General features: G+C 67.9%; 19 protein-coding genes and 1 pseudogene. 10 read left to right on the forward strand and 10 right to left on the reverse strand.

Going from position 1 to position 19,508, the window contains the following annotated elements:
- Window positions 1-40: 40 nt before the first annotated feature.
- Window positions 41-2,083 carry an NAD(+) synthase gene (locus A5724_RS20570; RefSeq protein WP_067806235.1) on the forward strand — a complete coding sequence of 681 codons (2,043 nt, stop codon included), beginning with the start codon at window positions 41-43 and terminating at the stop codon, window positions 2,081-2,083.
- Between the two features lie 142 nt (window positions 2,084-2,225).
- Here the strand turns inward: A5724_RS20570 and A5724_RS20575 are convergent, their stop codons facing one another.
- From A5724_RS20575 to A5724_RS20600, 6 genes and pseudogenes are all read right to left on the reverse strand, one after another.
- Entirely contained in the window at window positions 2,226-2,765 is a 540-nt protein-coding gene (locus A5724_RS20575; protein ID WP_067806238.1) for a YbhB/YbcL family Raf kinase inhibitor-like protein, read from the reverse strand.
- A 10-nt stretch (window positions 2,766-2,775) separates the two neighbouring features.
- Window positions 2,776-3,305: pseudogene (locus A5724_RS20580) on the reverse strand (isoprenylcysteine carboxylmethyltransferase family protein).
- On the reverse strand, window positions 3,293-3,898 hold the full coding sequence (locus A5724_RS20585; RefSeq protein WP_156752379.1) for a cation transporter: 606 nt from the start codon (window positions 3,896-3,898) through the stop codon (window positions 3,293-3,295). The pseudogene A5724_RS20580 and the gene A5724_RS20585 overlap by 13 nt, the downstream one beginning before the upstream one ends.
- Window positions 3,895-4,200 carry a helix-turn-helix transcriptional regulator gene (locus tag A5724_RS20590; RefSeq protein WP_067806244.1) on the reverse strand — a complete coding sequence of 102 codons (306 nt, stop codon included), beginning with the start codon at window positions 4,198-4,200 and terminating at the stop codon, window positions 3,895-3,897. The genes A5724_RS20585 and A5724_RS20590 overlap by 4 nt, the downstream gene beginning before the upstream one ends.
- A 91-nt stretch (window positions 4,201-4,291) precedes the next feature.
- On the reverse strand, window positions 4,292-5,113 hold the full coding sequence (locus A5724_RS20595) for an enoyl-CoA hydratase/isomerase family protein (protein ID WP_067806247.1): 822 nt from the start codon (window positions 5,111-5,113) through the stop codon (window positions 4,292-4,294).
- Window positions 5,110-5,982, reverse strand: a complete 873-nt coding sequence (locus A5724_RS20600; protein ID WP_067806250.1) for a ribokinase — start codon at window positions 5,980-5,982, stop codon at window positions 5,110-5,112. The genes A5724_RS20595 and A5724_RS20600 overlap by 4 nt, the downstream gene beginning before the upstream one ends.
- A 75-nt stretch (window positions 5,983-6,057) precedes the next feature.
- Here A5724_RS20600 and A5724_RS20605 point away from each other — a divergent pair, with 75 nt between their 5' ends.
- The 3 genes from A5724_RS20605 to A5724_RS20615 are packed head-to-tail and all read left to right on the forward strand — an operon-like array spanning window position 6,058 to window position 9,659.
- Complete coding sequence (locus tag A5724_RS20605; protein WP_067806254.1) at window positions 6,058-7,305, forward strand: glutamate-5-semialdehyde dehydrogenase; 1,248 nt, start codon at window positions 6,058-6,060, stop codon at window positions 7,303-7,305.
- Between the two features lie 9 nt (window positions 7,306-7,314).
- Window positions 7,315-8,214 (forward strand): MoxR family ATPase, encoded by a 900-nt coding sequence (locus A5724_RS20610; RefSeq protein ID WP_067806256.1) that lies wholly within the window; start codon window positions 7,315-7,317, stop codon window positions 8,212-8,214.
- On the forward strand, window positions 8,214-9,659 hold the full coding sequence (locus tag A5724_RS20615) for a VWA domain-containing protein (RefSeq protein WP_067806259.1): 1,446 nt from the start codon (window positions 8,214-8,216) through the stop codon (window positions 9,657-9,659). Before A5724_RS20610 ends, A5724_RS20615 begins: the two co-directional genes overlap by 1 nt.
- Here the strand turns inward: A5724_RS20615 and A5724_RS20620 are convergent.
- From A5724_RS20620 to A5724_RS20635, 4 genes are read right to left on the reverse strand one after another with little or no spacing between them, the layout of a single operon-like run.
- A complete protein-coding gene (locus A5724_RS20620) occupies window positions 9,656-10,891 on the reverse strand; it encodes an NAD(P)/FAD-dependent oxidoreductase (protein WP_067806261.1) in 1,236 nt (411 codons plus the stop codon). The genes A5724_RS20615 and A5724_RS20620 overlap by 4 nt on opposite strands.
- Entirely contained in the window at window positions 10,888-12,276 is a 1,389-nt protein-coding gene (locus A5724_RS20625; protein ID WP_067806264.1) for an NAD(P)/FAD-dependent oxidoreductase, read from the reverse strand. The genes A5724_RS20620 and A5724_RS20625 overlap by 4 nt, the downstream gene beginning before the upstream one ends.
- On the reverse strand, window positions 12,273-13,712 hold the full coding sequence (locus A5724_RS20630; RefSeq protein WP_067806266.1) for an FGGY family carbohydrate kinase: 1,440 nt from the start codon (window positions 13,710-13,712) through the stop codon (window positions 12,273-12,275). The genes A5724_RS20625 and A5724_RS20630 overlap by 4 nt, the downstream gene beginning before the upstream one ends.
- 2 nt (window positions 13,713-13,714) lie before the next feature.
- Complete coding sequence (locus tag A5724_RS20635; protein WP_067806268.1) at window positions 13,715-15,217, reverse strand: amino acid permease; 1,503 nt, start codon at window positions 15,215-15,217, stop codon at window positions 13,715-13,717.
- Between the two features lie 141 nt (window positions 15,218-15,358).
- Between A5724_RS20635 and A5724_RS20640 the strand changes: the two genes are divergently transcribed.
- The 6 genes from A5724_RS20640 to A5724_RS20665 all read left to right on the forward strand — a co-directional run bounded on the left by A5724_RS20640 (window position 15,359) and on the right by A5724_RS20665 (window position 19,430).
- Window positions 15,359-16,108 carry a GntR family transcriptional regulator gene (locus tag A5724_RS20640; protein WP_067806270.1) on the forward strand — a complete coding sequence of 250 codons (750 nt, stop codon included), beginning with the start codon at window positions 15,359-15,361 and terminating at the stop codon, window positions 16,106-16,108.
- A 108-nt stretch (window positions 16,109-16,216) separates the two neighbouring features.
- Window positions 16,217-16,855 (forward strand): nicotinate-nucleotide adenylyltransferase, encoded by a 639-nt coding sequence (nadD, locus tag A5724_RS20645; RefSeq protein ID WP_082965163.1) that lies wholly within the window; start codon window positions 16,217-16,219, stop codon window positions 16,853-16,855.
- Entirely contained in the window at window positions 16,852-17,220 is a 369-nt protein-coding gene (gene rsfS / locus A5724_RS20650; protein WP_067806278.1) for a ribosome silencing factor, read from the forward strand. Before nadD ends, rsfS begins: the two co-directional genes overlap by 4 nt.
- Complete coding sequence (gene gpgP / locus A5724_RS20655; protein WP_067806281.1) at window positions 17,217-17,885, forward strand: glucosyl-3-phosphoglycerate phosphatase; 669 nt, start codon at window positions 17,217-17,219, stop codon at window positions 17,883-17,885. The genes rsfS and gpgP overlap by 4 nt, the downstream gene beginning before the upstream one ends.
- Window positions 17,875-18,603: a diglucosylglycerate octanoyltransferase gene (gene octT / locus A5724_RS20660; protein ID WP_067806287.1), complete on the forward strand. Its 729-nt coding sequence runs from the start codon at window positions 17,875-17,877 to the stop codon at window positions 18,601-18,603. The genes gpgP and octT overlap by 11 nt, the downstream gene beginning before the upstream one ends.
- Window positions 18,594-19,430, forward strand: a complete 837-nt coding sequence (locus A5724_RS20665) for a DegV family protein (protein ID WP_067806290.1) — start codon at window positions 18,594-18,596, stop codon at window positions 19,428-19,430. The genes octT and A5724_RS20665 overlap by 10 nt, the downstream gene beginning before the upstream one ends.
- Window positions 19,431-19,508 lie beyond the last annotated feature (78 nt).

A 19,508-nucleotide genomic window follows, 5' to 3' on the forward strand; every position in this document is an offset into this window, starting at 1 on the left:
GTTTTGCATACCCCGATCCGTTTTCGGGCAACATTGAGGCATGGATTTCTATTCGGCTTATCGCCACGGGTTCGTGCGAGTGGCGGCGTGCACCCACCACACGAGCATCGCCGATCCCGCGGCCAACGCCGAGTCGGTCGTGCGGGTAGCCAGGGCATGCCATGACGACAGCGTCGCGCTGGCGGTCTTTCCTGAGCTGACGCTGTCCGGCTACTCGATCGAGGACATATTGCTGCAGGACGCCCTGCTGGACGCGGTCGAGGACGCGCTGCTCGACGTCGTGGTCGCATCGGCCGAACTGATGCCGGTGCTGGTCCTCGGCGCGCCGCTGCGCTATCAGCACCGGATCTACAACACCGCCGTGGTGATCCACCGCGGCCGGATCCTCGGCGTGGTGCCGAAGTCGTACCTGCCGACGTACCGGGAGTTCTACGAGCGACGCCAGATGGCGGCCGGCGACGTGATGCGCGGCGCGATCAGGATCGGCGAGGCCGACGTGCCGTTCGGGCCCGACCTGTTGTTCACCGCGACCGACCTACCCGGCTTCGTGCTGCACGTCGAGATCTGCGAGGACATGTTCGTGCCGATCCCGCCCAGCGCGCAGGCGGCGCTCGCGGGTGCGACGGTGTTGGCGAATCTGTCCGGCAGCCCGATCACCATCGGCCGCGCCGAGGACCGTTGCCTGCTGGCGCGGTCGGCGTCGTCGCGGTGCCTGGCCGCCTATGTCTATGCCGCGGCGGGTGAGGGCGAGTCGACCACCGACCTGGCGTGGGACGGCCAGACGATGATATGGGAGAACGGCGTACGCCTGGTCCAGTCGGAGCGGTTCGCGCTGGGCGATCAGCGTTCGGTCGCCGACGTCGACCTGGAACTACTGCGCGCGGAGCGGCTTCGGATGGGCACTTTCGACGACAACCGCCTGCACCACGGCATCACCGCGGAATCGTTCCGCCGCATCGAATTCCAGCTCGACCCGCCCAGCGGTGACATCGGATTGCGCCGGGAGATCGAGCGGTTCCCGTTCGTGCCCGCGGATCCGCAACGCCTGGAACAGGATTGCTACGAGGCCTACAACATTCAGGTCGCTGGTCTGGAACAACGGCTGCGGGCACTGGACTATCCGAAGGTGGTGCTCGGGCTGTCCGGTGGGTTGGACTCCACCCACGCGTTGATTGTCGCTGCCCGCGCGATGGACCGAGAAGGCAGGCCGCGCAGCGACATTCTCGCGTTCACGCTGCCGGGCTTCGCCACGGGTGAGCGCACCAAGAGCAACGCGAACCGACTCGCCGAAGCGCTTGGCGTGACGTTCGAGACCATCGACATCAAGGCCACCGCGGAACTGATGCTCAAGGAGATGGATCATCCGTTCGCCCGCGGTGAGAAGGTCTACGACGTCACGTTCGAGAATGTGCAGGCGGGTCTGCGCACCGACTACCTGTTCCGGCTCGCCAACCAGCGTGGCGGCATTGTGCTCGGCACCGGCGACCTGTCTGAACTCGCCCTCGGCTGGTCCACTTACGGTGTGGGCGACCAGATGTCGCACTACAACGTCAACGGAGGCGTGCCGAAGACACTGATCCAGCACCTGATTCGCTGGGTGATTTCGTCGAAGCAGTTCGACGACACCGTCAACGACGTGCTGCAGTCGGTCCTCGACACCGAGATCAGCCCGGAATTGGTCCCGGCGGGCGAGGATGAGGAGATTCAGAGCAGCGAGTCCAAGGTCGGCCCGTATGTGCTGCAGGACTTTTCACTGTTTCAGGTGCTGCGGTTCGGGTTCCGCCCGTCGAAGGTCGCGTTCCTGGCGTGGCATGCCTGGAGCGACGCAGAACGCGGGGACTGGCCCGTCGGTTTTCCCGACCAGAAGCGACCGGCCTACTCGCTGAAGGAGATTCGGCACTGGCTGCAGGTGTTCGCGCAGCGCTTCTACTCGTTCTCCCAATTCAAGCGCTCGGCGCTGCCGAACGGGCCGAAGGTCTCGCACGGCGGATCGCTGTCGCCTCGCGGTGACTGGCGGGCGCCGTCGGACATGTCGGCCCGCGTCTGGCTGGACGAGATCGAGCGCGAGGTGCCCGAGGACTAACGCGCTCTGGTGTAGCCGACCCAGCCCAGTGCCGAACCCGCAAGCACTCCGACTGTCGACCAACGGCGTCCAGAGCCAGCCCGCTTCCTGCTTGCTGTTCATCTACTTGCGTGCCACCTGACCCACGCTAGCGCGCCGGCGATCAGCGTTCGTAGGTGCCCGTCAGCGCGCCGCGCGCGACGACGTGACCCGTCATCGCCGACAGCAATGCGTTGTGGTCGGCGACGTCGTCGCCGATCCGATGGTCGAGCGCGAACACCGAGAACCGATAGTGGTGCGGCCCGTGACCGGGAATCGGTCGCGGGCCGACGTAAGTGTCACCGAAGGCCTTGACGAGTCGCACGCCGGCGGTGCCGGGCTTCAACTCACCTTCTGCGAGCCCGCCGAGATCCGGCTCGAGCACCGCGATGGTGTGCATCAGCGGTTTGGGCATCGGCACGTCCAAATCGTCCATGATCAGCACCAACTGCTTGGCGTCGGCGGGCACGCCGGTCCACTGCAGCGCCGGGGATACGTTGTCACCGACGCCTTTTCCCGCGTGCTTCTGCGGGATCGCGGCGCCGTCGGTGAACGCCGGACTGGTGACCTCGATCGCGGCGCCACCGGAATACTCCGGTCTGGACAGCGGACTGCGGGCCTCACTCGCGCGGAACCGGCGGAGCAGCTTTCCTAGCAACGGCATGCCCGGCAGTCTAGACGCGGCCAACCCCGGGAACGAAGCGGCCGACGTTTGCCAGATAGTCGCGGTAGGCGTCGCCGTGCTTGGACAGCAGGTGCGGCTCCTCGACGACGCGCACCTGCAACTCGATCGTCGCCGTCAACACCACGAACCCTGCGATCGCCGCCGGATTCGGTGTGATCAAAGCGATTCCGGCGCCGAACACGATCATCGCGGTGAAGATCGGATTGCGCACCACACCGAACACACCGGAGCGCACCAGCGTGGTCGTCTCGCCGGGATCCACGCCGATACGCCACGAATCGCCCATGTCCAATTGCGCGTACACCGTTGCAGCGATGCCGATCAGCGCGATCGCGATGCCTGCCACCCGGAGCCACGGTGCGCTCAGCGCGGTGACCGGCGCCACCGAGCCGAGCCCGGGCTGCCGCTGACACCCTTGAAGCCCGTCGATCCGGTGCGGCGTCGCTGTTCCCAACTGCGCCAACCGAATCCGAGCGTCGCGAATACCGCGAACAGGAGTAGCGAGATCAATGGCAGCATGGGTCACCTCGTTTCGCGTTGATGCCTTCGCGCACCGCGATCGCGGCGATGCCCAGTGCAGCGACAGGATCGGCCCACGACCAGCCGAACAGGCTGTTCAACAGCAGACCCGCCAGCAGGATGGCGGACAGGTAGGTGCACAGCAGCGTCTGCTTCGAATCCGCAACTGCCGACACCGATCCGAACTCCTGGCCGGCGCGGCGTTGCGCCAACGACAGCACCGGCATGACGACCAGGCTGGCCGCAGCGAGAACGATGCCGACCAGCGACGGCCGAGCCTCGCTGACGCCGAACAGCGTCAGCACCGCGTCGACGGCGACGTAGGCGGCGAGCGCGAAGAACGACAACGCGATGAACCGCAACGCGGCCTTCTCTCGGGTCTCGGGGTCCTTGGCCGAGAACTGCCAGGCGACCGCCGCCGCCGAAGACACCTCGACGACCGAGTCCAGACCGAATCCGATCAACGCCGACGAGGACACGCGCGTGCCCTCGGCCATCGCGATCACCGCTTCGAGCACGTTGTAGGTGATGGTGGCAGCGACCAGTAATCGGATCCGCCGTCGCAGCGTCGCGCGCCGCACGTCGAGTCTCACGAGCAGCAGTTCGGGTCGACGGCGAGCACCAGACCGACGAGGTCGTCGAGCGCGTGCACGATCCGGGAATCGGCCAACTCGTAGCGGGTGCGGCGTCCCTCAGGCTGGGCCACCACCAGCCCGCAGCCACGCAGACAGGTCAGGTGGTTGGACAGGATCTGCCTCGACACCCCGATCTGCTCGGCCAACTCGGACGGATAGCCGGGACCGTCGCGCAGCGTCAGCAAGATTCTGGTGCGAGTCGTGTCTGAGAGCGCGTAGCCGAACCGGGCGAGGGCGTCGATGCGCGTCGCAGTCTGCATGAGCCCAATAGTACAGCAAAATCTGTACTATTTCTCGGCGATTTCGGTGTGATGGGTAGCGCTGGGCGCGACCAGACACACCGAAATCGCTCTAGAGGCGGCCGTCGATGCGCAGGTCCGGGTGCACCCAGTCGGGGGAGCGGCGCTCCTTGAACGCGCGGAAGCCTTCCAACGCCTCGGGCGACGAATAGCTGGCCTGCATGCCGATGCGGTCGAACAACCCCATGTAGTTGTCGAGGCTGGACTTCACCACGCTGCGCGCCGCGGGCGCCGTCCGGCAGCACTGGCCGAGCACCTCGCGGGCTTCGTCGAGCAGCGAGTCGTGCGGCACCACCCGCGCGACCATGCCCCACTCCTGCGCCTCGGCGGCGGTCAGCGTCCGACCGGTGAACATCAGGTCGCGGGTCCGCACCGGGCCGATCAGCCGGGCCAGCATCTGGCTGTAGTAGGTGTCGGCGATGCCGCGGAACAGTTCGGGCACGCGGAACGTCGCGCGGTCGCTGACCACGGCCATGTCGCTGCACAGCGCGATCTGCAGTCCGCCGCCCTGGCACAATCCGTTGACCGCACTCACCACCGGCTTCACCGACTGCCGCAGCGTCTCGAACGGCGTGGCGTCCATGCCGAGCGCCGACCCGAACGTCAGCCAGTTGTCCGAACCGTCGCCGCCGCCCATGTCGCCGCCTGGCGCGAACACGTCGCCGGTGCCGGTGATCAGCAGCCCCGCCAGGTCGGGATCGGCGTCGACGTGCCGGACGGCGTACCGGATGCCGAAGTACATCGCGGGCGTCATCGCGTTGCGGGCCTGCGGGCGATCCAGCGTGCACACCCCGACCGGCCCCTCGCGGGTGAAGTGCAGATACGGCGTGCCGAGCCAGTCGCCCTCCGGTGGACGCGGCGTGGTTGACGTCATAACTGCCTTTCTCTGTCGGCTACTGCGTCGTCGATGGCCTCCGCGTAGGGCGCGCAATCACCCGCACCCGGCACCAGCGTCGAGAGGGCGCCTGCCGCGCAGGCCCGGCGCAGCGCACCCTCGTGCCCGTCCCGCCATCCGGCGGCCAACACGCCGGCGAACACGTCGCCTGCGCCGGTGGTGTCGACGGCCTCGACAGCAGGCGTTGGCACGTCGAACCGCTCGTCGTCACCGAGGTAGCTGGCCCCGCGCGCGCCGCGGGTGATCACCAAATGCGGTACCGGCCAATGCCATTCACGCGCCTCGGCCTCGTTGACGACGACCACGTCGGCGAGTTCGGACAGCGCCAGCAGCTGGTGGGGTCGGGCGCCTGCCGGCGACGCGTTGAGCATCACCACCGCGTCGGCCGCCCGCGCGACACCGGCGGCCGCGATGGCCGTCGCGATCGGGATCTCCAGTTGCAGCAGCACCACGTCGCTGTCGGCGATGACCGCGCGCGCGTCGGGGGAGGTCACTGTCAGATGCGCGTTGGCGCCGGGCGCCACCACGATCATGTTCTCGGCCGCCGAGTCGACGATGATCGCCGCAGACCCGCTCGGACCCGGCACGGTGATCACGCCGTCCAACCCCACCTCGTTGTCGCGGAGGTGGGCGCGCAACTGGTCGGCCGCGGCGTCCGCGCCGAGCGCCGCCACGAGCTGCACGGTCGCGCCCGCTCGCGCCGCCGCGACCGCTTGGTTACCGCCCTTGCCGCCCGGTGCCGGCGACAGCGACGACGCGAGCACGGTCTGGCCCGGGCGCGGCAACGTATCCACGGTGAAGGTGAGATCGGCGTTGACACTGCCCACGACACAGACCCGCGTCACCATAAGCCTCAACGCTAGCCCAGCCCGGTCGACCTGACACCTGTCGAGCGGTTCCGGCATGTCCGATACGCTGGGTCGATGAGTGTGCAGGCACCAGCGGTCTCCGACCTGCGTGAGCAGGTGCACGCCGCGGCGCGTCGGGCCCGCGTCGCCGCCCGCGCGTTGGCCACGCTGAGTACCGAGACGAAGAATTGCGCGTTGCACGCGGCGGCCGACAATCTGCTGCGCGACGCGGGCTCCATCCTGAACGCCAACGCCGAGGATCTGGCCGCGGCAAAGGCGGCGGGAACCCCTGACGCGATGCTCGACCGGCTCGCGCTGAACCCGAATCGAATCGACGGCATCGCCTCGGGCCTGCGTCAGGTGGCGGGTCTACCCGATCCGATCGGTGAGGTGCTGCGCGGCCGCACCCTGCCCAACGGTCTGCAGCTGCGTCAGCAGCGCGTGCCGCTGGGCGTGGTCGGCATCGTCTACGAGGGCAGGCCCAACGTGACCGTCGACGCGTTCGGGTTGACGTTGAAGTCGGGTAACGCGGTGCTGCTGCGCGGTAGTTCGTCGGCGGCGCGCTCGAATGCTGCACTGGTGAAGGCGCTTCGCGATGCGCTGGAGCTGGAGAACCGCAACCCCGATGCGGTGCAGTTGCTTCCGAGCGAAGACCGTACCAGCGTGACGCATCTGATCCAGGCACGGGGCCTGGTCGACGTGGTGATCCCGCGCGGCGGAGCCGGCCTGATCGATGCGGTGGTGCGCGACGCGATGGTGCCGACCATCGAGACCGGCGTCGGCAATTGCCATGTGTACGTTCACGAATCGGCCGACCTCGACGTGGCCGAGCGGATTCTGCTGAACGCCAAGACCCGTCGGGTGAGTGTCTGCAACGCCGCCGAGTCGCTGCTGATCGACAAGGCCATCGCCGACCACGCGGTGCCGCGGCTGACCAAGGCGCTGCAGGACGCCGATGTCACCGTGCACACCGATCCGTCGGAGGAGGAACTGCGCGCCGAATTCCTGTCGATGGACATCGCGCTGGCGGTGGTCGACGGTGTGGACGCCGCGATCGATCACATCAACGAGTACGGCACCGGCCACACGGAGGCCATCGTCGCGACCAATCTGGCTGCGGCGCAACGGTTCAGCGAGCGGGTCGATGCCGCCGCCGTGATGGTGAACGCGTCGACGGCCTTCACCGACGGTGAGCAGTTCGGGTTCGGCGCCGAGATCGGCATCTCGACCCAGAAGCTGCATGCCCGCGGACCGATGGGTCTGCCCGAATTGACGTCAACCAAGTGGATTGTGTGGGGAGACGGCCACACCCGCCCGGCTTAAGGAGCACATGTGAGCGTCCCTGCGCGCCCGGCGCCGCTGTTCGCCGACATCGACGATGTCGCGCGGCGGCTGGCTGAAACCGGCTATCTGCCCGACACCGCCACCGCCACAGCGGTTTTCCTCGCCGATCGGCTGGGCAAGCCGCTGCTCGTCGAGGGTCCGGCAGGCGTCGGCAAGACCGAACTGGCGCGCGCCGTCGCGCAGGCCACCGGTTCCGGGCTGGTCCGGCTGCAGTGCTACGAGGGTGTCGACGAAGCGCGCGCTCTCTACGAGTGGAACCACGCCAAGCAGATCCTGCGCATCCAAGCGGGGCAGAGTTCGACTGCCGGCTCGGCCGGCGGCGACTGGGACCAGACCAAGATGGACGTGTTCAGCGAGGAGTTCCTGCTGTCCCGACCGCTGCTCACCGCCATCCGGCGCACGGAGCCCACCGTGCTGCTGATCGACGAGACCGACAAGGCCGACATCGAGATCGAGGGCCTGCTGCTGGAGGTGCTCTCCGACTTCGCGGTCACCGTGCCGGAACTCGGCACCATCACCGCCGAGCGCGCACCGCTGGTGGTGCTGACCTCAAACGCCACCCGGGAACTGTCCGAAGCGCTCAAGCGCCGATGCCTGTTCCTGCACATCGACTTCCCCGATCCCGACCTCGAGCGCCGCATCCTGCTGTCGCGGGTGCCCGAGTTACCGGAGCATCTGGCCGCCGAACTCGTCAAGATCATCGGCGTGCTGCGCGGCATGCAACTCAAGAAGCTGCCGTCGGTGGCCGAGACCATCGACTGGGGCCGCACGGTGCTGGCACTGGGCATGGACACCATCGACGACGAGGTGATCGCGGCAACGCTGGGTGTGGTGCTCAAACACCAGTCCGACCAAGTGAAGGCGGCCGGGGAGCTGAGGCTGAACTGATGGCCGCCCGCCGCGTCCGCCCACCTCAGCCGCTGGCGCCCCACGGAATCCCCGGCCACCTGGTGGAATTCGTCGAAGCGCTACGCAAACAAGGGATTTCGGTCGGGCCGTCGGAGACCGTCGACGCGGGACGCGTGCTATCCGTGCTGGGCCTCGGTGACCGGGAGGCGTTGCGCGAGGGCTTCGCGTGCGCGGTGCTGCGGCGATCCGACCACCGCGACACCTATGACGCGGTGTTCGACCTTTACTTCCCTGCGGCGTTGGGCGCCAAGACGGTGCTCGAGGACGACGACGAGGATACAGACGACGGCCAGGGCCTGCCGCCGGAGGACATCGAGGCGCTGCGCGCCGCGCTGGTCGACATCCTCAGCGAGAACGCCGATCTGGCCAACATGGACGAGCGGTTGGCGGCGATGATCGCACAGATCGTCGAGGCATACGGACGCTACCAGTCCAGCCGAGGCCCGTCGTACTCGTCGTATCAGGCGCTCAAGGCGATGAGCCTGGACGACCTCGAGGGCAGGCTGCTCGCGGGCCTGCTGGCACCCTACGGCGACGAGCCGACGCCGTCGCAGGAGCAGATCGCCAAAGCACTTGCCGCACAACGCATCGCGCAGCTGCGCAAGATGGTCGAGGCGGAGACCAAGCGCCGCACCGCCGAGCAGCTTGGCCGCGACCATGTGCAGATGTACGGTGTGCCGCAGCTCGCCGAGAACGTCGAATTCCTTCGCGCCTCAGGCGAACAGCTGCGCAACATGCGTCGGGTGGTGCAGCCGCTGGCGCGTACTCTGGCGACCCGGCTGGCCGCACGGCGGCGTCGGGCCCGCGCGGGGGAGATCGACATGCGCAAGACGCTGCGCAAGTCGATGTCTACCGGCGGCGTGCCCATCGACGTCGTGCTCAAGAAGCCGCATCCGGCCCGCCCTGAACTCGTGGTGTTGTGCGATGTATCGGGATCGGTGGCCGGCTTCAGCCATTTCACGCTGATGCTTGTCCACGCGCTGCGCCAGCAATTCTCGCGGGTGCGGGTTTTCGCGTTCATCGACACCACCGATGAGGTCACCGAGTTGTTCGGCCCGGACGCCGATCTGGCCGTGGCGGTGCAGCGCATCACCCGCGAGGCGGGGGTGTACACCCGCGACGGGCACTCCGACTACGGTCACGCGTTCGTGTCCTTCATGGAGAAGTGGCCGAACGTGTTGTCGCCGCGCAGTTCGTTGTTGGTGCTCGGCGACGGGCGCAACAACTACCGCAACCCGGAGACCGATCTGCTGGCCCACATGGTCAACGCCAGCAGGCATGCGCACTGGCTCAACCCCGAGCCCAAGCATCTGTGGGGCAGCGGCGATTCGGCGGTGCCGCGGTACCAGGACGTCATCACCATGCACGAGTGCCGGTCGGCCAAGCAGTTGGCCTCGGTGATCGACGCGCTGCTGCCGGTCTAAGCGAAGGACACCGTGACGTCACCGCCGTCGTGGTCGGCATTGGCCACCAGCGACCACGGCGCCCGGTAGACACGCCCGGGCGCGGCGGGCCACGGCGTGCGTTTGCTCCCGATGACCCGGCCGTCCTGCACCGCGACCAGCTTCGGCAACCTGCGGTACTCGTCTGTCCACAACAACAGGTCGCCACGCGCGGCGACGCCGCCGTCGGGTGAAACGAGCTGTGGCGCAACCCATCTGAATGGTGGGGCGACGCGCACCCGGACAGCCTTGGCGGGCTCGTCACGATGCCGAAGCCATTGTCGCACCGCTGTCGCGACATGGCGCCCATCCAGGGCGGCGCCGTCTGCGGTGTCCACCGGATGCAGCAGGTTGCCGACCGCGAACACCCCCGGGTGGCTCGTGCGCAGGCCGGCATCCACGAGCGGGCCGCATGTCCCTGCATCCATCGCGAGCCCGCCGGTGCGGGCCAGTTCGTGGTCGGGGATCCAGTCTCCGGTGAAGACGACGGTGTCGCAGGCGATCGTGGTCCGCTGACCGGTGACGACGTCCTCGACGATCGCGCCGTGCACCCGGTCCTTACCGTGAATGCCGACCAGCCGACTGGAGGTGAGCACCGGCCCGGCCATCAGCAACCGGCCCGGCAGCCGAAAAGCCGTGTAGGCCTCGGCCTTCGGGTACGCGCTCACCATCGCGACGGTGGCGCAGCCGGCGTCGCGCAACGTCAACACCGCCGACCAACTCACCAGTTCGGCGCCGACGATCAAAGCCCGGGTGCCCACCTTGGCGTGGTGCACATGCACGAGGTTCTGCAACTGACCGGTGGTGTACACCCCGTCGGGGCGGTCGCCGGGGACCAGACGCGCGGGCCGCGGCCGCTCCCGCGCGCCAGTGGCCAGGATCACCGCGTCGGCCGTGACGGTTCGCACGCCGCGCGGCGAGGTGATTTGCAACGTGCGCTCGCCCGCCCATCCGGTGACCATCGCCTCGGTCTCCAGCACTGCGCCGGCGTCCTTGGCCATTCCTGTCAGCCTGCGCGCGTATGCCGGGCCGGATATGAAGCGCCGCAGATCGCGCATCCCGTAGCCGGGATGGTCGCTGTGGCGCGGTATTCCGCCGGTTTCTGCTTCGCGTTCGATTACGAGGACCTCGCCGTCGGCGTGCGGCGCCAGCGCCGCCGCGGCCGTCAGCCCGGACGGCCCGCCGCCGACGATCGCGACCGCAACATCGCTCATCGGGGGTCACCTCCAGTGGCCAGCAGTTCACTTGTCCGCGCACCGCAGTAGAAGCCTTGGCAGCGGCCGTTCATCACCCGGGTGCGGCGCCGCAGCCCATCTAGATCGGCTGGGGGAATGGGGGATTGGAACGCGTCGCGGATCTCACCCGCGCTGACGCGTTCGCAGAAGCAGACGATGCGGCCGTATTCGGGGTCGTCGGCGATGCGCGCGGAGTCCTGATACGGACGCACCCCGACTTCGCCGATGTTCGGCATCCGCGGCGGCGCAGGGAGATCCGCACGCTCGGTGACGTCGAGCCCGGCGTCGCCGAGCAGGCCGAGCACATGCTCGGCGATCGCCATGCCCGACGTGAGGCCGGTGGAGCGGATCCCACCGACCAGCACGTAGCGCGCCGCGGCGTCGACGTCGATCAGGTAGTCGTCGCGGTCGATCGCCGCCCGCAGCCCGGCATACGCCGCTGTGATCTCCTCGTCGAACAGCGACGGCATCAGCGCGCGCCCCTTGCTGAGCAGGAAGTCGAACCCTTCTTCGGAAGTGCCTGTGGCAGTGCGGTCTTCGAGGTTTTCCGAGGTCGGCCCCACCATCACGTTGCCGTAGATGGTCGGGCTGACCAGCACGCCCTTGCCCCGCGACGACGGCACGGCCAATACGATCAGCGGCACCATCGGCCTGCTCAGTTTGTCGAACACCAGCAGTTCACCGCGCCGCGGCGTCACGGTGAAGCGGTGATGCCCGAACTCCGCGTCGAGATGGTCGGCACCCAGGCCCGCCGCATTGATCACCCATCGACCGTGGGCCTCACCACGGGTCGTCTGCAGCGTGGTGTATCCGTCGCGGGCGGCCACACCCGTCACCCGTGCGTTGCGCAACAGGCGCGCGCCGCGTTGCACCGCATCGGTGGCCAGGGCGAGGTTCGTGGTCCAGGTGCAGATGATCGACTCGCCGGGGACGGTCAGCCCCGCCAACACGCCGGGGCCGAGGTCGGGCACCCGCCCGTACACCTCGTCTGCGGTGACGATCTCGCAGTCGCGGTAGCCGTTGCGTTTGGCCTTGTCCTTCAAGGCGGGCAGCACATCGCGTTCCTCGTCGGTCCACGCCACCAGCACCGCGCCGGTGCGCTCGACCGGGATACCGGTCTGCTCAGCGTAGCGGCCCAGCAGGTCGTATCCGCGTGCCACCAAACGCGATTCGAGCGTGCCGGGCGTCGCGTCGAACCCGGTGTGCAGCAATGCGGTGTTTGCCTTGCTGGTGCCGTCGCCGACATCGGCGCGCGCTTCCAGCAGCGTCACCGACAGCGTTGTGCCTGCCACGGCGCGGGCAATCGCGCAACCCACGATTCCGCCGCCAACCACCACCACGTCGGAGACGCCGGGAGTGCTCATAGGGTCGTTGTTTCCTTCTGCGCCAAAACCGATTCGGCCGCCCGCGTCCAGTGCGCCAGGAATTCGGCGGCGCGCTCGGCCGACCACTCGGGTTCGTAGGAGTGCTGTGGCGTCCACGTACCGACGGCGTCCGCCACGGCCAGGCCCGGGTCAAGGGCCAACCGCGCGCACGCGGCGGCGCCCAGTGCGGTGGCGTGCAGCGACGGGTAGACGTCGACGGGAATCCGCGCCAGGTCGGCCTGCGCCTGCATCAGCACCGCGGAGCGGGTCAGCCCACCGTCGACCCGAAGCCGGCTCAGCGGCTGCCCCGTGTCGGTGGTGACCAGGTTGACCAACGCGGCCACCTGCGCGGCAATGCCCTCCATCAGCGCGCGAACCAGGTGTCCCCGCTTGCTGCTCAGCGTCATCCCGGTGAAGGATGCGCTGGCCGCCGAGTCCCACCACGGTGCGGCCAGGCCGGCCAGCGCGGGCACACACGTCACCCCGTCACTGGAATCGGCTGCCGTGGAATCGATTTCGTCGGCACCGGCCAGCAGGCCGAGGTCGACGGCCCACCGCACCGCGGACGCCGCCGTGTAGACCTGGCCGTCGACGCAATACGACGTGAGGTCGCGTAGCCGCCACGCCACCGAGGTGGTCAGCCCCGATGCCGACCGGGCAGGCTTCCCGCCGAGTTGGGCCAGCAGGAAGGCGCCGGTCCCGAACGTGCACTTGGCCTGACCGGGTTCCAGGCAACTCTCCGCAAGCAGCGCCGCCTGCTGGTCGACGATGAGCCCCGCAACCGGAATCGAAGGCCCGAAAACCTCTGTGCTGCCGACGATCTGGTCGCAGCCGACGATTTCGGGCAGCGCCTCGCCGGTCAGCCCGAACAAGCCGAGCAGCTCGTCGTCCCACGAGACGGTGTCCAGCGTCGTCAACAGCGACCTGCTGGCCGTCGACGCGTCGGTGACGAACGCGCCACAGAGTCGGTGCACCAGCCACGTGTCGGTGGTGGTCACCACGCCGTCGGTGGCCATGTTCGCCCGTATCCACGCCATCTTGGGCGCGGAGAAATACGGGTCGAGCACCAGTCCGGTGCGCTGTGCGACGGTGTCCGCCGACACGGCCAACGGCGTGCAGACCGACTCGGCGCGCCGGTCCTGCCACACGACGGCCGGGGTGAGCGGACGCCCGGTGGCGCGATCCCAGGCCAGTACCGTCTCGCCCTGATTCGCGAGGGCCACCGCGGCGACCGGAACACCGGCCTCTGTCAGCGCTTTTCGCCCAGCGGTGACGACGGAGTCGAACAACGCCTCCGGGTCCTGCTCGACTCCGCCGCCCGCCAGATAATCCGGTCGCACCGCGACTTCGGCGATCGAGACGATCCGTCCGGCGTCGTCGACCACGATGGCCTTCGTGCCCGAGGTGCCCTGGTCGATCGCCAGGAAGTGCGGCATGGTCAATCCTTCGCGGCCTGCGCCTCGAGTTCGGCGTCGATCGAATGCATATCCGGCATGGACAGCCCCTTCCTGCCTCGGCTGACCAACAGATACCCGAGATAGAGCGCGCCGATGACCACCATCACGATGACGTACGCCCACGCCTGTTTGAAACTCGCGTCCCGGAACAGCGCGAGTTCGAACAACAGCCACACGACGGCCACCACCAGCACCGGAATCTCCCAGGCGCCGAGGTTGAACTTATCGCTGACCGGCAGCGACTTGCGCTTGATCAGGTACAGCGCCACCGTCGATGCGTACATGACGGCGGGCAGCAGTGTAGCCGCACCGAACAACGTGAACAACGCCGTCTCGGAGTGCGAGAAGATAGCCAAAATCAGTTCGGCGAGAACGACATACAGCGCCGTGGCCTTCAGCGGCGTGAGGAACTTCGGCGAGATCTGGTTCCATTGTTGCCAGCCGGGGAAGCGTTGGTCCCGCGACATCGCCCAGGTGAGGCGGACGCCGGTGATCATGATCACCAGCCCGCAGGCGAAGATCGCCAGCACCACCATCAGCAGCAGAAGCGTCGCGACGGCCGAACCCAGTGTCTTGTCGATGACGTCGGCGATCGGCGTGCCGGATTGGGCCAGGGCAACCGGGTCGCCCGCGGCCAGCGTCACCGCGACAATGAAGAGGAAACCGAGCACACCCGACGCCAGCACTGCCTGCCACATCGCCCGCGGCACAACGCGTTCCGGATCGTTGGTCTCCTCAGCGAGATTCGCCGCGGACTCGAAACCCACAATCGTGAAGGCGCCGAGCAGGAAGCCCAGCATCCACGGGCCCGCGGTGGTCAGATCGCCGAAGCTCCAATAGCCTTCGGCGGGCACGGCGCCCTTGCTGAACAGATTCGAGAAATCCATGTCGCCGCGCACCGCGGCGACGACGAGCAGCAGCACCGTCAGGGTCACCATTCCGATGAGTTCGAGCGAGACGAAGGCGTTGTTGACTCGCTCCGCCCACGGCGTCGAAAACGCCACCAACGCCGCCTGGATCACCAGCACGAGCGCGGTCACCAGCCAGGCGATCGTCGCGGTGCCCTGATAGTTCAGCAGCACCGGCAGGATCGTCGAGGCGATGGTGTAGTCGACCGCGACCACCACGATGGCCAGGAACGTGAACGAGATCCAGCCGAGGATCCAGCCCAGCACCGGGTTCGCCAACCGCGACATCCACTGGTAGTGGTAGCCGGTCACCGGGATGCGGGCGGCGAGGGCGCCGAGCACGAAAGCGACGGCGAGTTGTCCGATCACGGCGATCGGCCAGGTCCAGATGCCCGCCGGGCCCGACGAGTTCAGCACCGATCCGTACGTGGTGAAGATGCCCGTCGCGATCGAGACGAAGGCGAACGCCACCGCGAACGAGGCGAACTTGCCGGTGCGCCGCTCCAAGGATTCTTCGTAGCCGAACTTGGCCAGGTCAGCGGCGTCGCTCCGCGGCGACGAATTCGGACCGGTCATCGTTCCTCCCGGTGGTATAGACCATGTGGTTGAACCGTAGTATCGGGTGTGACCCAGGCCATCGTCAACCCCGGTCACAAGGTGTTCACAACGGGCATGGCCTAGACCAGTTGGTTGGCGGGTCCGGTTAAGCTGCAAAGCATGCCTCGCGCCGCACGACACGGGCCTCCGGCGACGCCGCGCTACATCGCGATCGCCGCCCTGGTGCGTGACCGCATAGCCACTGAGCAGCTCGGACCGCATACTTTGTTGCCGTCCGAACGCGAATTGGCCGAAGCGCATGGGGTCAGCCGGATGACCGCGCGCCAGGCGCTGTCATTGTTGGAAAGCGAAGGGGTGGTCTACCGCAAGCCGCCCCGCGGTACGTTCGTCGCCGAGCCGCGCGTCCGCTTTCACATCGGCAGCTTCTCCGAGGAGGTGTCGCGTCTCGGTCATCGGCCCGCCGCTCGCCTGTTGTGGGCCGAGCATCAACATGCGACACCCGCGGTGCGGATCGCCTTGGCGCTCGAGGAGCACGCGATGGTGAACGTCTTCCACCGGCTGCGCACGGTCGACGATGTGCCGTTCGCCCTGGAGACCACGTTCCTACCCGCGGATCTGACCCCGGGCATCCTCGACGTCTCCGACGACGGATCGCTGTGGGCGGTGCTGCGCAACCGGTACGGCATCGATCTGGCCCGCTCGACGGCGGTGCTGGAATCGATCGTCCTCGACGACGCGTCCAGCTCGCAGCTCGGTGTGCGCGCCGGATCGGCGGGCACGCTGCTTACCCGACGCACCGAGGACGCCTCCGGGCGGTGCGTGGAGTACGCCCGCGACGTCTACCGCGCTGATCGGGCGTCGTTCGAGGTGTCCGAACTGCTGGGCTCACACCGGCTCTCGCCGGTCTGATCTGCGGCGAAACCGGCAAATAGGCGCGAAAGGGCGAGAGGAATCCGCCGATACCTCGATCTCGGCGCGCGGAGAGCCGCACGGAGCACTCCCGTAAGCTGGCTCTTTATGAATTCACGGCGGCTCGGGGTGATGGGTGGGACCTTCGATCCCATCCACAACGGCCACCTCGTGGCGGCCAGTGAGGTGGCCGACCTTTTCGAGCTCGACGAGGTGGTGTTCGTGCCGACCGGCCAGCCCTGGCAGAAGCACCACCGCTTCGTCACCGCCGCGGAGGACCGCTACCTGATGACGGTCATCGCGACCGCGTCCAATCCGCGGTTTTCGGTCAGCAGGGTCGACATCGACCGTGGCGGCCCCACCTACACCAAGGACACGCTGCGTGATCTGCGGGCGCTCAACCCCGAGGCCGACCTGTACTTCATCACCGGCGCCGACGCGTTGGCCTCGATCCTGTCGTGGCAGAACTGGGAGGAGATGTTCTCGATCGCGAAGTTCGTCGGAGTCAGCAGGCCGGGGTATGAATTGGACGGCAAACACATCTCGGCGGCGCTCGCGGAACTGCCCGCCGACGCGCTGAGCCTGGTCGAAGTGCCCGCTTTGGCGATCTCGTCGACCGATTGCCGCAAGCGCGCCGAAGAGGGCAGGCCGATCTGGTACCTGGTGCCCGACGGCGTCGTGCAGTACGTGGCCAAACGCAAGCTCTACGCCGGGCAACCGGCCGTGACGAAGGACGGGAACTCGTGAGCGCCTCCGACGAAGCCGTGAAGATGGCGAGCGTGGCGGCGCGGGCGGCCGCGGCCAAACTCGCGCAGGACGTCGTCGTCATCGACGTGTCCGGTCAACTGGTGATCACCGATTGCTTCGTCATCGCGTCGGCCTCCAACGAGCGACAGGTCAACGCGATCGTCGACGAGGTCGAGGAGAAGATGCGCCTCGCGGGCTACAAGCCGGCCCGTCGTGAAGGCACCCGCGAAGGCCGGTGGACGCTGCTCGACTACGTCGACATCGTGGTGCACATCCAGCATCAGGACGAACGCGATTTCTATGCGCTCGACCGGCTGTGGCGTGACTGCCCGCTGGTGCCAGTCGATCTGGACGCGACGTCATGAGGGTGCGTCGGCTGGTGATGCTGCGGCACGGTCAGACGGGATACAACGCGAGCAGCCGGATGCAGGGCCAGCTCGACACCGACCTGTCCGATCTGGGCCGCGACCAAGCCGTCGCCGCCGCCGAAGTGCTCGCGAAACGTCAACCGCTGGTGATCATCTCGTCGGATCTGCGGCGGGCGCTGGACACCGCGGTCGCGCTGGGGGAGCGGTCCGGACAGCCGGTACTCGTCGACACCCGGTTGCGCGAAACGCATCTCGGCGACTGGCAGGGGATGACCCATCTCGAGGTCGACGCCGCGGCCCCCGGTGCGCGGCTGGCGTGGCGTGACGACGCCCGCTGGGCGCCGCATGGCGGTGAGAGTCGCGTCGACGTCGCCGCCCGCAGCATGCCGCTGGTGACCGAACTGGTCGCCGAGCAGACCGAGTGGGGTGTCGACGATCCCGAGCGTCCGGTGGTGCTCGTCGCGCACGGTGGCCTGATCGCCGCGTTGACCGCCGCGCTGCTCGATCTGCCCGTCGACAATTGGCCCGCGCTGGGCGGGATGGGCAACGCCAGTTGGGTGCAGCTGTCCGGACACTCGGCGATCAACGCCGAGGCGCGTGACATCCGCTGGCGACTCGATGTCTGGAACGCCTCGGCACAGGTTGCCAACGATGTCCTCTGACGAAAGCCGCCGAACACTACTCGTCTTCTGCGATTCGCTGTCCTACTACGGACCGGCCGGCGGTCTGCCCGCCGACGATCCGCGGATCTGGCCGAATATCGTTGCCGCTCAACTGGGTTGGGATGTCGAGGTGATCGGACGGATCGGCTGGACCTGCCGCGACGTCTGGTGGGCGGCCACCCAGGATCCTCGCGCGTGGGCGGCATTGCCGCGGGCGGGTGCCGTGATATTCGCGACCGGCGGCATGGATTCGCTGCCCTCGCCGCTGCCCACCGCGCTGCGCGAGATGATCCGCTATGTCCGGCCCGCGTGGCTGCGGCGGTGGGTGCGCGACGGCTACGGTTGGGTGCAGCCGCGGCTGTCCCCGATCTCGCGTGCCGCCCTGCCGCCGCATGTCTCGATGGAGTATCTGGAGATGACCCGCGGCGCAATCGATTTCAACCGGCCCGGCATCCCAGTGGTCGCATCGCTGCCTTCGGTGCACATCGCAGACACCTACGGCAGGGCGCACCACGGCCGCGAAGGCACTGCGAGGGCGATCACCGAATGGGCCGGGCAGCATGACATTCCGCTCGTCGACCTCAAAGCCGCCGTCGAGGACGAAGTCATGAGCGGCCGCGGCAACCCCGACGGGATCCACTGGAATTTCGAGGCACACCAGCGGGTTGCCGAGCTGATGGTGAAAGCGCTTGCCGAAGCCGGCGTCTCATGTCCGTAATCGTCGTCACCGACTCGTCATGCCGCCTGGGCCCAGATGAGCTCAAGCAGTTCGACATCCGGCAGGTGCCGTTACACGTCCTGATCGACCAAACCGATCTGCGCGACGGCATCGACGACGTGCCCTACGACATTCACGACCGGCCGCGCGTCACGACGGCGGGTGCCACGCCCGCCGAACTCGCCGATGTCTACCGGCACGCGCTGACCGACAGCGGGGGCGACGGCGTTGTGGCCGTTCACCTTTCCGCCGCGCTGTCTTCTACGTTCAGTTCGGCGGTGCAGACCGCACGCGACTTCGGTGCGAAGGTGCGGGTGGTCAACTCGCGGTCGGCGGCGATGGGCGTCGGCTTCGTCGCGATGGCGGCGGCGCGCGCGGCAGGCAACGGCGCCGACCTCGATGCCGTTGAAGCCGCCGCCCGTTCGGCGCAGTCCCGCGGACACGTGTTCGTCGTGGTGCACCGGCTGGACAATCTGCGGCGCAGCGGCAGGATCAGCAAGGGTGCATCGCGATTGGGCACCGCGTTGTCGCTGAAACCGCTGCTGTGTCTGGACGTCGACGGACGTCTGGTGCTCGATCAGCGGATCCGCACCGTGACCAAGGCGCACGCCGCGATGATCGATCGGGTCGCGGAGGCTGTCGGGGAGCGCCAGGCCGCCGTCGCGGTACATCACGTCGACAATCACGACGCCGCCGACGAGCTCGGTGCCGCGCTGACGACGCGGTTGCCCCAGCTCGAGTCGCTGGTGGTCACCGACATGGGCCCGGTGTTGGCGGTCCACGTCGGGGGCGGCGCCGTCGGCGTCGCTGTGCAGTTGGCCGACTAGATCTGGGTGGGCAGGCGCCTTGGTGGGTACTTAACCTGTCGGGTCAGAATGTCGGGGCGGGCGAAGGCTTGAACGCAA

Source organism: Mycobacterium sp. ACS1612 (genome assembly GCF_001667505.1).
Taxonomy (GTDB): Bacteria; Actinomycetota; Actinomycetes; order Mycobacteriales; family Mycobacteriaceae; genus Mycobacterium.

Excerpts from the sequence above, each read along its gene's own strand:
- A5724_RS20630 (WP_067806266.1), bottom strand. The coding sequence starts at position 13,712 with ATGCCGCACTTCCTGGCGATCGACCAGGGCACCTCGGGCACGAAGGCC.
- A5724_RS20595 (WP_067806247.1), bottom strand. The coding sequence starts at position 5,113 with ATGACGTCAACCACGCCGCGTCCACCGGAGGGCGACTGGCTCGGCACG.
- A5724_RS20570 (WP_067806235.1), top strand. The coding sequence starts at position 41 with ATGGATTTCTATTCGGCTTATCGCCACGGGTTCGTGCGAGTGGCGGCG.
- A5724_RS20620 (WP_067806261.1), bottom strand. The coding sequence starts at position 10,891 with ATGAGCGATGTTGCGGTCGCGATCGTCGGCGGCGGGCCGTCCGGGCTG.
- A5724_RS20625 (WP_067806264.1), bottom strand. The coding sequence starts at position 12,276 with ATGAGCACTCCCGGCGTCTCCGACGTGGTGGTGGTTGGCGGCGGAATC.
- A5724_RS20615 (WP_067806259.1), top strand. The coding sequence starts at position 8,214 with ATGGCCGCCCGCCGCGTCCGCCCACCTCAGCCGCTGGCGCCCCACGGA.
- nadD (WP_082965163.1), top strand. The coding sequence starts at position 16,217 with ATGAATTCACGGCGGCTCGGGGTGATGGGTGGGACCTTCGATCCCATC.
- A5724_RS20590 (WP_067806244.1), bottom strand. The coding sequence starts at position 4,200 with ATGCAGACTGCGACGCGCATCGACGCCCTCGCCCGGTTCGGCTACGCG.
- A5724_RS20575 (WP_067806238.1), bottom strand. The coding sequence starts at position 2,765 with ATGCCGTTGCTAGGAAAGCTGCTCCGCCGGTTCCGCGCGAGTGAGGCC.
- gpgP (WP_067806281.1), top strand. The coding sequence starts at position 17,217 with ATGAGGGTGCGTCGGCTGGTGATGCTGCGGCACGGTCAGACGGGATAC.
- A5724_RS20665 (WP_067806290.1), top strand. The coding sequence starts at position 18,594 with ATGTCCGTAATCGTCGTCACCGACTCGTCATGCCGCCTGGGCCCAGAT.
- octT (WP_067806287.1), top strand. The coding sequence starts at position 17,875 with ATGTCCTCTGACGAAAGCCGCCGAACACTACTCGTCTTCTGCGATTCG.
- A5724_RS20605 (WP_067806254.1), top strand. The coding sequence starts at position 6,058 with ATGAGTGTGCAGGCACCAGCGGTCTCCGACCTGCGTGAGCAGGTGCAC.
- A5724_RS20635 (WP_067806268.1), bottom strand. The coding sequence starts at position 15,217 with ATGACCGGTCCGAATTCGTCGCCGCGGAGCGACGCCGCTGACCTGGCC.
- A5724_RS20600 (WP_067806250.1), bottom strand. The coding sequence starts at position 5,982 with ATGGTGACGCGGGTCTGTGTCGTGGGCAGTGTCAACGCCGATCTCACC.
- A5724_RS20640 (WP_067806270.1), top strand. The coding sequence starts at position 15,359 with ATGCCTCGCGCCGCACGACACGGGCCTCCGGCGACGCCGCGCTACATC.